16 protein-coding genes and 1 riboswitch are annotated in these 15,613 nt (G+C 65.4%); of the genes, 6 read left to right on the top strand and 10 right to left on the bottom strand.

Going from position 1 to position 15,613, the window contains the following annotated elements; all coding sequences use genetic code 11:
* Positions 1–217: 217 nt before the first annotated feature.
* From nadA to KTJ89_RS10275, 6 genes are all read left to right on the top strand, one after another.
* Entirely contained in the window at positions 218–1,501 is a 1,284-nt protein-coding gene (gene nadA / locus KTJ89_RS10300) for a quinolinate synthase NadA (RefSeq protein WP_259357654.1), read from the top strand.
* Positions 1,501–3,132: an L-aspartate oxidase gene (gene nadB / locus KTJ89_RS10295; protein WP_259357653.1), complete on the top strand. Its 1,632-nt coding sequence runs from the start codon at positions 1,501–1,503 to the stop codon at positions 3,130–3,132. The genes nadA and nadB overlap by 1 nt, the downstream gene beginning before the upstream one ends.
* Entirely contained in the window at positions 3,126–3,977 is an 852-nt protein-coding gene (gene nadC, locus KTJ89_RS10290) for a carboxylating nicotinate-nucleotide diphosphorylase (RefSeq protein ID WP_259357652.1), read from the top strand. Before nadB ends, nadC begins: the two co-directional genes overlap by 7 nt.
* Before the next feature lies 1 nt (position 3,978).
* On the top strand, positions 3,979–5,226 hold the full coding sequence (locus KTJ89_RS10285) for a cysteine desulfurase family protein (RefSeq protein ID WP_259357651.1): 1,248 nt from the start codon (positions 3,979–3,981) through the stop codon (positions 5,224–5,226).
* A 128-nt stretch (positions 5,227–5,354) separates the two neighbouring features.
* On the top strand, positions 5,355–5,570 hold the full coding sequence (locus KTJ89_RS10280) for a hypothetical protein (protein ID WP_139468407.1): 216 nt from the start codon (positions 5,355–5,357) through the stop codon (positions 5,568–5,570).
* Positions 5,571–5,676: 106 nt separating this feature from the next.
* A complete protein-coding gene (locus KTJ89_RS10275; protein WP_259357650.1) occupies positions 5,677–6,201 on the top strand; it encodes a DUF1648 domain-containing protein in 525 nt (174 codons plus the stop codon).
* Positions 6,202–6,207: 6 nt separating this feature from the next.
* Here the strand turns inward: KTJ89_RS10275 and KTJ89_RS10270 are convergent, their stop codons facing one another.
* From KTJ89_RS10270 to KTJ89_RS10225, 10 genes are all read right to left on the bottom strand, one after another.
* Positions 6,208–6,948 (bottom strand): TenA family protein, encoded by a 741-nt coding sequence (locus KTJ89_RS10270; protein WP_259357649.1) that lies wholly within the window; start codon positions 6,946–6,948, stop codon positions 6,208–6,210.
* A 101-nt stretch (positions 6,949–7,049) separates the two neighbouring features.
* A complete protein-coding gene (gene thiD / locus KTJ89_RS10265) occupies positions 7,050–7,919 on the bottom strand; it encodes a bifunctional hydroxymethylpyrimidine kinase/phosphomethylpyrimidine kinase (protein ID WP_259357648.1) in 870 nt (289 codons plus the stop codon).
* Positions 7,916–8,674: a thiamine phosphate synthase gene (gene thiE / locus KTJ89_RS10260; RefSeq protein ID WP_259357647.1), complete on the bottom strand. Its 759-nt coding sequence runs from the start codon at positions 8,672–8,674 to the stop codon at positions 7,916–7,918. The genes thiD and thiE overlap by 4 nt, the downstream gene beginning before the upstream one ends.
* The gene (gene thiM, locus KTJ89_RS10255) at positions 8,671–9,600 is read right to left on the bottom strand and encodes a hydroxyethylthiazole kinase (protein WP_259357646.1); all 930 of its coding nucleotides are present in this window, start codon (positions 9,598–9,600) and stop codon (positions 8,671–8,673) included. Before thiM ends, thiE begins: the two co-directional genes overlap by 4 nt.
* Positions 9,588–9,721: riboswitch (TPP riboswitch) on the bottom strand. It overlaps the preceding gene by 13 nt.
* A gap of 151 nt (positions 9,722–9,872) precedes the next feature.
* Entirely contained in the window at positions 9,873–11,084 is a 1,212-nt protein-coding gene (locus KTJ89_RS10250; protein WP_139468402.1) for a sugar ABC transporter permease, read from the bottom strand.
* On the bottom strand, positions 11,081–11,905 hold the full coding sequence (locus KTJ89_RS10245; RefSeq protein WP_259357645.1) for an ATP-binding cassette domain-containing protein: 825 nt from the start codon (positions 11,903–11,905) through the stop codon (positions 11,081–11,083). Before KTJ89_RS10245 ends, KTJ89_RS10250 begins: the two co-directional genes overlap by 4 nt.
* Positions 11,906–12,003: 98 nt before the next feature.
* Positions 12,004–13,098 (bottom strand): substrate-binding domain-containing protein, encoded by a 1,095-nt coding sequence (locus KTJ89_RS10240; RefSeq protein ID WP_139468400.1) that lies wholly within the window; start codon positions 13,096–13,098, stop codon positions 12,004–12,006.
* Between the two features lie 92 nt (positions 13,099–13,190).
* Complete coding sequence (locus KTJ89_RS10235) at positions 13,191–14,288, bottom strand: LacI family DNA-binding transcriptional regulator (RefSeq protein ID WP_259357644.1); 1,098 nt, start codon at positions 14,286–14,288, stop codon at positions 13,191–13,193.
* A gap of 110 nt (positions 14,289–14,398) precedes the next feature.
* Entirely contained in the window at positions 14,399–14,797 is a 399-nt protein-coding gene (locus tag KTJ89_RS10230; RefSeq protein ID WP_139908723.1) for a hypothetical protein, read from the bottom strand.
* Positions 14,798–14,961: 164 nt separating this feature from the next.
* Entirely contained in the window at positions 14,962–15,291 is a 330-nt protein-coding gene (locus tag KTJ89_RS10225; RefSeq protein ID WP_139908724.1) for a TfoX/Sxy family protein, read from the bottom strand.
* Positions 15,292–15,613: the final 322 nt, after the last annotated feature.

The following is a 15,613-nucleotide window of genomic DNA, read 5'->3' as shown; positions in this document are numbered from 1 at the left end:
CGCAGTGCGCATCGACTCGGATTGCGAGCCAGACCACAGCCTATTGCATCCCCGAGCGCAGAGCCATCGCCGGCGAGTTGTACATTGCCCGCCGACAGGATTAAGCTCAAATCTGCGCAAAGAAATAAACGCACAATTGCGCAAAAGATTTCGGGCGGCTCTCACCACGTGCGAGGCACTTCAGGCACGGGTCCCGCCCACCGAGCGAAGGACGATGATGACCACAACAGCTTCGATCGAACTCACCCTCAAGGACATCTCTGCCTCGGGAGCGAACGACGAAATGTGCTCGACGGACCTGCTCGATGCCCCGTGGGATGTCGACGAACGTCCCGGCTACGGTCCCGGTTCCTCGATGGCCGACCCGATTCCGGTCGCCGCCCCACGTCAGGGCGATATCCCCGAGGAGTACAAGCAGGCCGCGCCTGAAGAGCTCGATGCCCGCATCCGCGCCGCCAAGGCCGCCCTCGGCGATCGTGTCGTCATGCTCGGCCACCACTACCAGCGAGTCGAGGTCGTCGAACACGCCGACTACATCGGCGACTCGTTCATGCTCGCCCAGGCCGCCCAGAACCATCCGGAGGCCAAGGCCATCGTCTTCTGCGGCGTCCACTTCATGGCCGAGACCGCCGACCTGCTGTCGAAGCCGGAGCAGTCGGTCATCCTGCCCAACCTCGCCGCAGGCTGTTCGATGGCCGATATGGCCAGCATCGACCAGGTCGAGGACTGCTGGGAGCAGCTCGCCGAGGTCTTCGGCACCGAAGCCGATGCCGACGGTCGCGTCCCGGTCATCCCCGTCACCTACATGAACTCCTCGGCCGCGATCAAGGGCTTCTGCGGCCGCAACGGCGGAATCGTGTGCACCTCGTCGAACGCCGAGGTGGTTCTGGAATGGGCGTTCGAACGCGGGCAGCGGGTCCTGTTCTTCCCCGATCAGCACCTGGGCCGCAACACCGCGGTGAACATGGGCATCGGTCTCGACGAGATGCCGCTGTGGAACCCCGCCAGGCCAATGGGCAACAACGACGAGCAGACGCTGCGTGAGGCTCGGGTCATCTTGTGGCAGGGATTCTGCTCCGTGCACAAACGCTTCACCCCCGCCCAGATCGACAAGGCCCGCACTGAGCACCCGGACGTGCGCGTGATCGTTCACCCCGAATGCCCGCGTGAGACCGTCGAGGCCGCCGATGAGGCCGGATCGACCGCGTACATCACGAAGGCCATCGAACAGGCGACCGAACCGACGACGTTCGCCATCGGCACCGAGATCAACCTGGTCCAGCGGCTGGCCGCCGAACACCCTCAGCACGAGATCTTCTGCCTCGACCCCGTCATCTGCCCGTGCTCGACGATGTACCGCATCCACCCCGGCTATATCGCCTGGGTCCTCGAATCGCTCATCGACGGACAGGTCGTCAATCAGATCTCCGTCGACGCCGAGGTGGCCGAACCTGCCCGTGTGTCCCTGGAGCGGATGCTCGCCGCGAAGCCGCGGATCTGATGAGCCGCGTCATCGTCGCAGGCTCCGGGATCGCGGGGCTGACCGCGGCACTGCACCTGTCCGGCCGCCACACGGTCACGCTCGTGACGAAGGGCCGCCTCGGCGAGTCGAACACCGAGTGGGCGCAGGGCGGCATCGCCGGTGTCATCGGACCCGACGACACGGTCGATTCCCATATCGCCGATACGCTCACGGCCGGCGCCGGGCACTGTGATCCGGAGGCCGTGCGCTCCCTGTGCGAAGCCGGTGGGGACGCGATCGTCTCCCTCGCCGAGGCGGGGGTGGACTTCGACACCGATCCGACCGGAGCCTGGGCCAGGGGTATAGAAGGGGCGCATTCCTATCCGCGCATCTTCCATTCCGGAGGTGATGCGACCGGTCGGGCGATCAGCACCGCTCTGGCGCAGAAGCTGCGCACCGAAGTCGCCGCAGGGCGAATCACCCTCCTCGAGGACACGATGCTCGTCGACATCCTCACCACCGGCGCCCACGAGCGCCGACAGGGTCGAGCCACCGGAGTCGCCACAGCCACCGGAGTCACCGTGCTCCGCGAAGGCCGCGTCGCGGCCCTGGCTGCTGATGCGATCGTGCTGGCCACCGGCGGTGTCGGGCAGCTCTTCGCACACACGACGAACCCGGCAGCTGCCACCGGAGACGGTTTGGCCACTGCCATTCGCGCCGGTGCTAAGGTCTCCGATCTCGAGTTCTTCCAGTTCCACCCCACCGCCCTTCCAGGTCCCGGTTTCCTCATCTCCGAGGCCGTCCGCGGGGCCGGCGCTCTCATCCTCGACGAGCACGGCCACCGGTTCATGACTGACATCGATGATCGTGCCGAGCTCGCTTCTCGTGATGTCGTCGCACTCGCCCTGCACCGTCGCCAGGCGGTTCAGGACGGTCGTCCGTGCTTCCTCGATGCGCGGGCCGTCCCGGATGTGCAGGCGACGTTCCCGAGCATCACTGCCGGTCTGGCCGCTCACGGTCTCGATCTGTCCCGGGACCTCATCCCCGTCACTCCCGCCGCCCACTACTTCATGGGCGGGGTGACCACGGATCGCGATGGTCGCACGAGCATCCACGGAGTCTTCGCCATCGGCGAGGTCGCGTGCACCGGCGTGCACGGAGCCAATCGGTTGGCCTCGAACTCTCTGCTCGAAGGCGCGGTCTTCGCCGCCCGCGCCGCCGCGGCGATCGACGCACTGCCGGTCAACAGAGACCATGAACTCCCACTCCCCCAGTCCCGTTCACTCCACCAGACGGCACTGACACGAACCGAGCTGCAGGACCTGACCTGGGCTCATCTGGGCGTGGAGCGCACCGCCACGGGCCTACGGACCCTGCTCGACCGCCTCGGTGACGGTGCCCGCAACGACGGGACCCGCAATGCCGGCACCTCCGCCAACCGTGCCCACAACGCCGATGATCACCCCACCACCCCAGCTGCGGCCCTCGCCGACGCACTCGAGACCGCGAATCTCGCCCTCATCGCCGAACATATGGCTCGGCATGCCCTGGCCCGCGAGCACAGCCTCGGCGCGCATACCCGCACGGATACGACACTCACGCCGTCGACGACCGCGCCGTCCACCGCCACTCCGCCCACCGCTCTGCTTCAGGAGGCCTCCGCATGCTGACCGCTTCAACCATCGATTCCGCACTGCGCACAGCCCTTGACGAAGATGCTCCCTGGGGCGATATCACCGGCGAAGTCTTCATCCCCGCCGCCGCCTCGGCGAGGGCCGAGCTGCGTGCCCGCGAAGACGGGGTGCTCGCCGGAATCGAGGTCTTCGCCCGTGCCTTCGCACTCGTCGACCAGAGCGTCACGGTCGACCTCGCCGCCGCCGATGGAGACGCTTTCACCGCAGGTCAGGTGCTTGCCGCGGTCGCCGGTCCCGCTCGGGCGGTGCTGCAGGCCGAACGGATCGCGTTAAACTTCTGCCAGCGCATGAGCGGAATCGCCACCCAGACCCGCGCCTATGTCGATGCCGCCGCCGGGCGGGCGCGCATCGTCGACACCCGCAAGACGACTCCGGGGCTGCGCGCGTTCGAGAAGCACTCCGTCGTCTGCGGCGGCGGACACAACCACCGTTTCGGCCTCTCCGACGCGGTCATGGCCAAAGACAATCACCTCGCCGTGCTCACCGGTGCCGGGCTCAGCGTCGCCGAGGCGATCCGCACCGCCCGTGCCCGTCTGCCGCATACGACGATGATCGAGGTCGAAGTCGACCGGCTCGACCAGGTGCCCGCGGTGCTCGACGGCGGCGCCGATATCATCATGCTCGACAACTTCACCCCGGCACAGCTGCGCGAAGGCGTAGAACTCGTGGGCGGCCGCGCCGTCGTCGAAGCCAGCGGCAACGTCACCCTGGAGACGATCCCGGAGATCGCCGCCACCGGCGTCGACGTCATCTCCTCGGGCGCGCTGACCCACAGCGTCCGCGCGATCGACCTCGGTCTCGACCTTTCCCTCGAGGCCTGAGATGACCGGACGCCTCTACCTCGACACCGCGGCCGCGGCCCCCGTGCGCAGGGAGGCCCTCGAAGCCGCTTGGCCGTATCTGGCCGGGGCGTTCGGCAACCCGTCGAGCCATCACGAATTCGGGCGCGGACCTGCCGAAGCCCTCGCCGATGCCCGTGCTCGCGTGGCGAAGGTGCTGGGAATGAGGGCCACGGACATCACGTTCACCAGTGGCGGCACCGAGGCGGACAATCTCGCGATCATCGGCATGGCCCTCGGGCATCAGACCCAGGGTCGGGCCCAGGGTCGATCGCACACCCAAGATCGGGCTCAGCCCGAGGGTCGGGCGGGGACCGCGGTGCCGCCTCGGCGACATATCGTCACTTCCCCCGTCGAACACGAAGCGGTGCTCGCCTCGGTGGAGTTCCTGACCCGCGTCCACGGATTCACCGTCACCGAGGTGGACCCGACCTCCGATGGGACCGTGACCCCCGAAGCCCTCACGGCGGCGATCCGCCCGGACACCGTGCTTGTGAGCGTGGGTTATGCGAACAATGAGATCGGCACCGTTGCGGACGTTCCGACCCTGGCCGGAATCGCCCATGAGGCCGGTGCTCTCTTCCATACTGACGCCGTGCAGGCGGCCGGGTGGCTGCCGCTGACCGGGTTGGGCGTCGATGCGCTCAGTCTGGCCGGGCATAAGGTCGGAGCACCGAAGGGCATCGGTGTGGCCGCGATCCGCGCCCGCGTCCCCGTCGAACCACTCATCCACGGCGGCGGGCAGGAGTCGGGCCGACGGTCGGGCACGGAGAACGTGGCTTTGGCCGTTGCGTTCGCCACGGCACTCGAACTCGCCGAGGCGGATCGGCATGAGGCCGCCGATCGTGTCCGAGCCATCCGCGATGAGTTCATCTCCACAGTGCTCAGCCATGTCCCCGGGTCGTTTCTGACGGGCGCGGCGGGCACGGCCGGCCCTGACGGCCGGGCGACTCGGACTCCGAATCATGCGTCGTTCTGCTTCTCGAACACCTCCGGCGAGGCAGTGCTGCTCGAGCTCGAACGCCTCGGGGTGACGGCCTCGAGCGGTTCCGCCTGTGCGGTCGGCTCCGATGAGCCCTCCCATGTGCTCACGGCCTTAGGGGTCGCGCCCGAGGTCGCGCAGACGAGTGTGCGCTTCACCTTCCCGTCCTCGATCACCCCCGACCAGGGACGAGCGGCCGCCCGAGCCGTCATCAGCGCTGCCGAGAGCCTTGCCTCGTCCTTTGCATGAACGGCGTCTCACACCCGAGTTGATTTTGATCACCTTCACGCTCACCAGGTGGGATAGCCCTATCTTTCTCTGTATTTTGGGGCGAGACTGAAAGAGAGGCATTCGTATCAGGATGTAAGGGGGCCGCCATGGATCTTTTGATTCTGTTCATGATCGCAGTGATGTTTGCGACCGTTGTGTTCTTCATCGGTCGGTTCGCCTGCCCGAAGCACGACCGAGTGCCCCTCATCGAGGTCGATCACGTGCTTCTGTGGACGACTCTGCGCCGCGGTTGGCATGCTCTCGGATCCTTCGGGCCGCTCACTCATTACCCGGATGACCCTTATGGAGCCTCCCGCGCCTGAGGCTCCGTCGCCTCAGTCGGTGTGAACCTGCGTCGTCTCCGTAGGACCGATCCTGCTGGACAATCGCCACGGTTGGGCCGCTCACCTGTGTGGTTAGAGTGGCACCATGCCTTTCTCTGCACAGCCGCACCGTAACCCACCGAGTGAGATCGCCGCGCTCATCTTCGCGGTCACCTCGATCCTCGTCTTCCTCGGCGTCTGCGTCTGGTTCTGGGGACAGGCGCCCGATAACGTGGCCACCCATTTCGACTCCGGTGGTCAACCCGATGACTGGACGTCGAAGGCCGGTCTCCTCGGGATCTTCGTGCCCGTAGGCGTCGGTCTGCCCGTTCTCATGTCGATCCGACCGCTGTTCGAGAAGCTGCCGGCCTCGCTCATCAATGCCCCGCATAAGGAGTATTGGCTCGAACGCGGCGAGAAGACCTACCTCCTCGGCTGCCTCATGGAGCTGCTGCGCTTCACCGCGGGACTCACCGCACTGCTCATCGCCGCCATCCTCGTCATCATCGCGGAGGCAGCGCGTTCGGCGACGATGTCGGAATGGCTGACTTTCGTGCCGACGGCCATCTTCCTCGCCGCCACGGGGCTCGCCGTCTGGCGTTTCTACCGCAGGCTCACCCCACCGAGGTGACCGCGCTCAGACGGTGACTTCCTGGGGCAGGAACACGGAGACGTCCCAGTTCTGCATGGCGTGCGCCGAGGCCCAGAAGTGGAGTTCGAAGACGCAGGCCTGCTCGAAGGCGGCGCGCATGCGGGCGGCTTCCTCTCTCGGGGCCTTAGCGAGTTCCTGTTCGAGGATCTGCACGGCGTGGCGGGTCGATTCGTCGAAGTCTGGTGAATCGTAGGTCTGCACCCAGGTGCGGTAGGGGTGGTCGTCGGCCATCTGCCCGGCCCGGTCGACAAGCACCTTGCCCATATGCGCGTACACCCAGAAGCAGGGCAGGACTGAGGCGACGCCTTCGCCGTAGGAACGGCTGGCGGCCGTGGCGACGAGGAAGGACACGTAACCCAGCGTCGTCGGGGAGGCCTTGAAACGGGAGCCTTCCGCGGTGAGTTCTTCCAGCGCCGAGGCGAGTCGGGCATCGGCGAGCAGCTCTCCGTGCATCTCCTCTTCGACGGTGATCGCCTCAGCGGCGGATCCGGCCCAGAATCGGGATTCGTCACGGTCGACGGTCTTCGCGGCCAGGAACGACATGGCCTTGGCGTATCCGTTGAGGTAGAGGCTGTCCTGCGAGATGTAGTTGACGAAGGCCTTCGGATCGAGGCTGCCGTCGGCGAGCTGGGCGAGGAACGGCAGCTCTTCGATCTGCTTGACGATGGGACGGACACGGTCCCACAGCTGGGTGGTCAATGGGCCAGCGGTGTAGGTGACGGTCATGGGAACTCCTTTGTGCTCGTATGACGTGGTGGTTCGTATGACGTGGTGGATCGACTGAGTTGGCGGTTCGCGTGCGGCAGCGGTCAGGCGGGATGGATACGTCAGGCGGGTCGACCGCGGACGATGTCGACTTGGTGATCGACCGGTCCGTGGGCGCCCTCCGGATTCAGGCTCAGCTGCCAATCCGCGGCCGAAGTGAGAGCGCGAGCAAGGTAATCGAGGGCATTGTCGACGGCCTCGCCGAGGATGTACGACCCGATCTCTGTGCGTTCGCGGCCGAGGACGGCCACCTCGGCGGTGATCGCGGCCGACAGAGTGCACCCGGTTCCATGCGTATTCATCGTCGTCACACGGGGGTGGGTGAACTCGCGGACCTGACCGTCGGCGGTGGCGAGGATGTCGATGACCTCGTCCTCGCTGCCGTGTCCGCCCTTGAGCAGGACCGCTCCGGGCCCGCGTTCGAGCAGGCGCCGAGCCTGGTCACGCATGGCTTCAGTCGTCTGCGCTTCGGGTTCGTCGTCGGAGATCAGCAGGGCCGCCTCGGGGAGGTTGGGGGTGATGAGGTCGGCGACCGGCAGCAGGTGGGTGCGCACGGCCTCGACGGCATCGGTCTCGAGGAGGCGGTGGCCGGAGGTCGCGATCATCACCGGGTCGACGGTATAGAAGCCGAGCCGGCCTTCGGCGGCGCGAGCGACGACGAGTTCGACAAGGTCACGGCTGCCGAGCATCCCCGATTTCGTCGCATCGACGGGCAGGTCGCCGAGCACGGAGTCGAATTGATCGGCGACGAAATCGACGTCGATCGGATAGACGCGGGACACACCGTGCGTGTTCTGCGCGACGAGGGCGGTGATGACGGTCGTGCCCATGGTCTTCCGCGCGGTGAAGGTCTTGAGGTCGGCATGGATTCCGGCACCGCCAGAGGGATCGGTGCCGGCGATCGACAGGGTGATCGGCGGGCGGGTTGTCACTGTGCACTCCCGGCGTATGCGGCGAGCAGCTCCTCTGCTGCCGTCTTCGGATCGTCGGCCATGCAGATCGCCGAGACCACACAGATCCCGATCAGCCCTCGTCCCTGCAGGTCAGGGGCTCGGTCGGCGTTGATGCCGCCGATCGCGACCGCGGGGATGCCGGCTTCTGCCACCAGTTCCCCGAGACGGTCCGGGCCAATGCCGTCGGGGGCGTCTGCTTTCGTGGAGGTGTCAAAGACCGGTCCGATGCCGACGAGGTCGACGACTCCGGAGTCGCGGGCGGCGGCGAATTCGTCGCTGTTCGCGGCCGAGAGACCGATGAGCGGTTCCGCACCCACGGCGGCGCGCACCTCGGCGACGGTGGTGTCAGTTTGGCCGACGTGGATGTGCACGTTCTCGCCTTCGTCGATGAGGCGGCGGGCCACCTCGACGCGGTCGTTGAGGACGACGGGCACCGTGCGGTCGGTGTCGCGGGTGGCGGCATCGACGGCGGCGATGACCTGGCGGGTGAGCGAATAGAAGCCTGCATCGTCGATGTCTTTGTCGCGGACCTGGACGATGCCCACTCCCCCGGCGACGGCGGCCTGCACGGTCTCGGCGACGCTGCGGCCGGCGGCCTCGCACTGCGCGGAGTCGGTGACGAGGTAGAGGCGCGTGTCGATTCCGGCGAAGCGGTCGGCCGAGCCGTCTCGGTCGTTCACGGTCGCGCTGTCGTCAGCCGGGTTGTCAGCGATGTGGGCGGATCCGGCGGTCATGCCTGGACGCCTTCGCCGGCGGTTTCATTCGCAGAAGTGAGCGTGTCGAGGCCGATTCTCGCCTGTGCGAGTCGGTCACCGTCGACGGTGTGGAGTGCGTCGAGAAAGTTCACCGAGTAGCTGCCGGGCCCCTTCGCACCATCGGCGGCGAGTTCCCCGGCGACCGCGAAGTGGGCGTGGGCGGCGACGACGGCTTCGAACTTCGCCGAGGCGGCCCCACCGTTCGCGGACTGCTCAGTGGCGTTGACGGCTGAGACGTCGGCGTCGGGGTCGGCGAGTCCGACTCGGGCGGCGGCCAGGTAGGCGACGGTGACGGCACCGAGTGAGCAGCCGGTGCCGATGACGAGCGGCATGAACTCATGTCCACCTGAGATGCGGGCGACGTGGTCAGTGCCGTCGATGTGGGCGACGACGGCATCGGTGGGTCCGGAGACGGCGACGATGGCACCGGTCTCTCGGGCCAGCTTCGCGGCAGCGGGTAGGACGGCGTCGACTTCATCGGTGGAGTCGACTCCACGACCACCGAGTCCGACTCCGGCGAGTGCGGCGATCTCGGAGGCGTTGCCGCGGATGGCGGTCGGGTGATCGGCGGCGGCGCGGCGGATGCGGGAGGTGCGGAAGTCGACGGCGCCGACGCTCACGGGGTCGAGGACCCAGGGTTTTCCGGCGGTGTTGGCGACGTCGATGGCGGCATCGGCGGCGAGCAGCTGGTGGTTCGAGGCGGTGCCGAAGTTGACGAGGACTCCGCTGGCGATCCCGGCGAACTGTCCGGCATCGGCCTCGTGGTCGAGCATTGCCGGGGAGGCGCCGATGGCCAGGAGCACGTTGGCGCTGAACTGCTGCACGACGGTGTTCGTGATGCACTGGATGAGTGGATTGCTTGCGCGCAGACGCGCATTCGCAGAACGCAGGTCGAAGTCAACCATGACGATCCCTTCGCTAGTATGGCCCAGATCAGGTTCGATGGGTGTTCTCTCAGCCTCGGTGTCCTCCGTGCGCAACTCTTTGGTGCGAACGGATCCTCATGAGGCACCCCATGTCATTGGCTCCGACTGTATCAGCCCGGTCGGACACGGGCGACTCCATACTCTGCTTGGATGCTCAGCACCGACCGCTCGACTCAACGTCGCTGTATCAAGCTATGCATTGCGCGCTCGACGCTAAGGCGAGCGGTCGGCAGAGAGAGCTTCACGCCCCACTACCCGCGCCCGACGTACCTCTGTCCGCGGCGGCTGAGCGCGTCGATGACGACGGCGGTGAGCAGGACGAGTGCGGTGATGATCTGCTGCGCATCGGAGTTGAAGCCGATGAGGTAGAGACCATTGTTGATCGCACCGACGACCAGAGCACCGAGCACGGCTGCCCAGGCGGTTCCGCGTCCGCCGAACAGCGAGGTGCCGCCGATGACAGCTGCAGCGATCGCATTGAGCAGGTCCTGCGTGCTCACCAGCGTCGATCCCGCATTTGTCGTCACACCGGTCTTGATGAAGCCGAACAATGCGGCCAGCACTCCGGCTGCCATGAACACGCTGATGCGCACCCAGGTCACGCGGATGCCGGCACGCCGTGCAGCTTCGACCTTTCCGCCGACGGCGTAGATGGAACGACCGTAGCGGGTCTTGCGCAGCACGAGGTCGATGATGATCGCAATGACGATCATGAGGAAGAAAGGCATCGCCAGACCGAAGTCCTGATTGACGAGGATGAGGAACCCGAACACGATCGCGGCCAGCAGTACGATCCGCACGATCACAGAGGTCCAGCTCGGAGCGCTGAGACCCTCCCGGTGGCGGCGCAGCTTCGAATAGATGATGCCGCCGCCGAAGCCGATGATCGCGACGGCGCCGAAGATATAGGCCCAGATCGCAGGAAAGTAGAAGCTGGCGAAGTCGAAGGCGAAGGTGTCCGACATCGACAGGTTCTTCTGCGTGCCCAATGTCGTCAGAGTCAGACCGGTGAACGCGAGCAGACCGGCCAAGGTGACGACGAACGCCGGGATGCCGACGACGGCGAAGAACCAACCTTGAATCGCGCCGACGACCAGGCCGAGCAGCAGCATGATGACCAGCGCTAAGGCCGGCGGCACACCTTGCCTTACCACCAAGACACCGAGCAGCGAGGCGGCCAAACCGCCCAATTGCGCCAGAGACAGATCGATCTCGCCGAGGAGCAGGATGAGGTTGATGCCGAGAGCCAGGATCGCGAGGAACGCGACCTGAGTGGAGAGGTTGACTAGGTTGGCCGGAGAGATGAAGTTCGAGTCGGCCGACTGGAATACGATGACGATGACGATGAGTGCGAGGATGACCGGGAACGACCCCAGCTGCCCCTCTTTGACCCGGCGGACGAAGGTGCCGATCACGCCTTCGGAGGAGATCCGCTCATCGGTGATGAAGGAATTGCGGGTCATCGACGCTCACCCCTCCGTGCGGCGCGTTTGGTCACGACATTGTCGCTGGCTCCGGTGATCGCGGCGACCAGCACATCGGTGCGCTCGTCACCGGGGAAATCACCGGCGTCCTTGCCCAGCCGCAGCACGTGCACCCGGTCGCACACCGCCTGCACATCGGCCATATTGTGGCTGACGAGCAGCACGCCGAGGTCGCGTTCTTTGAGCCGTTCGATGAGGTTGAGCACTTCGGCCGTCTGGGCGACGCCGAGTGCCGCCGTCGGTTCATCGAGCATGACCAAGGATGGTTCGCCGAGGAGGGACCGGGCGATCGCGACCGTCTGACGTTGACCGCCGGACAGGGCCGCGATCGGTACGCGCACGCTCGGGATCTTTGCCGAGAGGCTGCGCAGCAGCTCCCAGGATTTGGCTTCCATCGTCACTTCGTCGAGGACGCCGCCGCGGGTCTTCTCATGTCCGAGGAACAGGTTGGCCACCACGTCGAGGTTCTCGCACAGGGACAGATCCTGGAACACTGTGGCCACTCCGGCTTTCTGTGCATCCTTCGGGGAGGAGAATCTCTGCGCCGTCCCGTTCATGATGAGTTCGCCGTCATCGGCGGCGTGGACTCCGGCGATGACCTTGATCAGGGTCGATTTGCCGGCGCCGTTGTCGCCGACGAGGCCGACGACTTCGCCGCGACCGACGCTGAGATGGATGTCGGTCAGGGCTTGGACTGCACCGAACCGTTTGTTGATTCCGCGCAGTTCGAGCACCGGCTCGCTGTCGCTGCCCGGCGTCCGCGTCGCCTCAGTTGCCGGGTCGGGTGTCTCTGATGTCATCTGTTCCTACTTGTCGCAGTCGTTGACCCCGGCAGCCGGCGACCGGTGGCGGTCGCCGGCTCGAGGTCGGTCACGTCAGATTGTGAACGCGCACGCGCTCACTTCACGCCGGCATCGGCACAGAGCTTCTCCACCTTGCCTGTGCAGATGTCCTCGGCCTTGATCTGGTCACCAACGATGTCTTTGATGGTGTCGGTGGTGACGACCTTGGCTTCGACGAAGTCCGTGGGGGTGTCCTTGTAGGTCGTGCCCGCGTCGACGTCCTCGCCTGCGGCCAGGGCCACGGCGGCTTTGGCGGCGAACTCGGCCTGCGGTGGGATCGACTTGTAGATCGTGGCGTACTGGTCACCCTTGAGGATGTTCTGCAGACCGTCGACCTCGGCGTCCTGACCTGTCACGACGGGTTCGACCTTGGCTTTCTTCGTTGCGGCGATGACGCCGCCGGCGGTGCCGTCGTTGGCAGAGTAGATCGCGATCGGCTTCTCGCCCTTGCCCTGCAGCTGACCTTCGACCCACTGGCGGGCGTCGTCGGGGTTCCAGTCGAGAGTGTCGTGGCTGGCGGCGATGTCCACGCCTGCGCCCTTGAGGGTCTCTTCGGCGCCGGCCTTGAAGTCCGCGGCGTTCGGGTCCTTCGGATCACCATTGACCATCCAGACCGGTCCCGATTTCGGGTCGACGCCGGCGTCTTTGAGCCCGTCGAGGACGGCCTGGCCCTGCAGGTTGCCGATCTTCTTGTTGTCGAACGAGGTGTAGTAATCCGCACCTTCGAAGAAGCGGTCGTAGGAGATGACCGGGATCTTCTTCGCTTCGGCTTTCGACAGCGCGGATGAGACTGCGGAAGCGTCGACGGGGTCGAGGACGATGGCGTCGACGCCTTCGGTCACGGCCGCCTCAACCTGTTGCTGCTGCTGAGTCGCGTCCTGATTGGCGTTGCGGTATTCGACCTTCGCGTCTGGGTTGGCTTCTTTGAGGTATTTCTCGAAGTTCGGCTTGTCGAGCGACTCGTACCGGGTGGTCTTCGACTCGGGCAGCAGCAGCGCGATGGTGACGTCCCCGTCGCCGCCGGATCCGCTGTCGGCCTCGTCGTTTCCCTGGCCCTTCTGATTGCCGCAGCCGCTGAGCGCAAGAGCGCCGATCGCGACGGAGGCACCGAGGAGCGCCAGCTTTTTGTGGGACTTAAGGTTGTGCCTCATTGTGAACCTTTCAATCTTTCTGACAACGTTGTCAGGCTGTTGAATATGATTCGCTGAACGCCGCCTGCTGTCAACTGTTTCGACAAAAATCTTCAGCGGGTGTCCGGCGGCTCTTCACCGCTGCCACGAGCGATGACGCACAGCGCATTGTCGAAATCGGGCACGCCGTCGTCGACTCGATCGCGCCGGTTCGCCTCCCCCGCAAACGGGCCATCCCCCTCGCCGAGGCGGTCCCCGCCCTCGCCGGCAACGCTGGGTTCGACACCGACCCGGAGTCGTCGGACCGCCTCGGCGGCGAGGGATCCGACGTTGCGATCGACGACGGTGACATCGAGGAGTTCGGCCGTGGGGAAATCGTCGATGCCGACCAGTGCCGGCCATTCGCCGAGGCGGCGGCAGGCGTCGATGGCACCTTGGGTCACTGTGGCGGACAGGGTGATCAGGGCTCCGGGTGCGCTGCGGGAACCGAGCCAGGCGGCGACGACGTTCTTCGCGCTGGCTTCGTCGTGGGCGTCTTCGCGCATATAGGCGCGCCAGCCGACGCCGCGGCGGCCGGCGATGGCGTCCTGGATTCCCTGCAGTCGGCGGGTGGTGATGAGGCTGGGCGAATGGTCGCCGATGACGCCGAGTGCCATGTGCCCGTGAGCGAGCAGCTGTTCGGCCGCGAGGCGTCCCGCCTCACGATCGTCGCCTGCAACGATGCTGATTCCAGGGCCTTCGACCGCTGGGTCGAGGGAGACGATTCGAGTGCCCGGCGCCGAGGCGGCTCGTGCGTAGGTCTCGGCCGCCTCGGGGTGGGCGCGGATGACGATGAGCCCGGTCAGGTCGTTGGCGAGGCATTCGTCGAGGAAGGCTTCCTCCCGGTCGGGGTCGTCTCCGACCACGGTCACCACCGGGCGCAGGTCGAGGGTTGCGAGCTCGGCTTCCACTGCTGCGAACGCACGGGCTTGGAAGGCATCACCGGCGGCGGAGAGGACGACGCCGATATAGGGTGAACGGCCTCCGGCACGCAAGCGTCTGGCCGTGGGGTTGAGGCGGAATCCGAGCTCTTCGGCGGCAGCTTCGACTTTCTCCGCCGTCGAGGCGGCAACGTGCTTTTCGCCGTTGAGGACGCGGGAGGCGGTTTTGATGCTCACGCCGGCACGCGCAGCGACCGTGGCCAGGGTCGGCCGATCGTTCTGCTTCGCCATGCGCACACCTTTGAGTCTGAGAACCGGTTCGTGAATCTGCGCATCGACGCACAGGCAACCGTTGGAATGATACTAACCGCTCGCGCGGCGGACTCAGTTGTGCTGGCCTGTCACCGTCCGGTTGCCTTGGATGCGACAAGTTCAGCGATCAGTGTGCCCAATGCCACCAGAACGGCAGCCACCGACAAGAGCCCGAGCATTGGCAACCCGAACATGACGGTGATGATTCCGAGATAGCCCGAGTCATCTGAAGACGGAATCGACCAGGCGGCCACGGCTATCGACAGACCGACAACAAGGGCAAGGCCCCCTGTTGACTTCACAGCAACGCTCGCCGCTGATATCTGAGGCAGTGCCGCAATGATGAGCGTGCTGGCGATCAATGCGAAAGCCGCGCACATCGAATGGTAGGAGTTGACGGTTCCGGCCTCGAAATCGGCGCTGTCGAACAGAACATAGGCGGCGTAGACGGCACCGCATGAGGCGAGGGCCGCACTGAGTCTGAGCATGTTTGTCGCCTTTGAGATGTCGCACGAAATCCCGCACGGATGGACTGCCTGATCCGAACACACCACTGAAACCTGTGTGCTTCTGGACACTCTATTCGCGCTGTCCCCGCAATAGGGCTAACCGTTTGCAACAATCAGGTCTCGGCGCGAAATATCCGCACGGCTTAGGGCCGGTTGAAATCCAAAGCGGTCTCGACCCAGAACGCCAAGGTTTCGCCATCACGGACAGACTCTGCGCTCACGTTGATCCACCCGGGCCCCATATCGCGGTCGGCCCCCATCGTGGCCCGTGCAGCTTCTGGTCGCTCGATGAGCTTGTCGTGACAGTCGGGATCGACACGCGCCAGCAGATCACCCGTCTTACCAGCACTGACGATCATCTTCTCGTTGACCATGACCGCGCGGCCTCCGAACATCGAGACCTCTCGAACCACGGGCTCTTCGACAATGAGTGCACGGATTCGTTCGATAAGTGAAGTCTGCTCGGGAGTCATATCAGTGGCCTCCGGTCGGCTCTGCAGTGTTCCAAACGAGTGGTTTACGACGGTGATGCCTTTATCGAATTATGCCGTAACCGCTTAAAAATCAACATGAGTTCGACAAGATTGCCTGTATCGTCAAATCTCACAGTACGCCGCGATTGCGGAAGGACAGAGTGATTCCGAAATCCACAGTGGGCCGCTGGCTCTACGCCGCCGTGTCAGTTGTGTGTCTTCTTCTCCTGGGATTCTGCATTGTCGTAACCATCTGGGCGAGCACCATTGAGGACGGGTGGATCTCGGCCGGTGTCGCGATGATACTCACTTGGTTGTTCTG

Source organism: Brevibacterium sediminis (assembly GCF_024895295.1).
GTDB classification, from domain to species: Bacteria; Actinomycetota; Actinomycetes; order Actinomycetales; family Brevibacteriaceae; genus Brevibacterium; species Brevibacterium sediminis.
The sequence above is the reverse complement of the archived record's forward strand: the minus strand, read 5'-3'. Positions and strand labels throughout refer to the sequence as shown.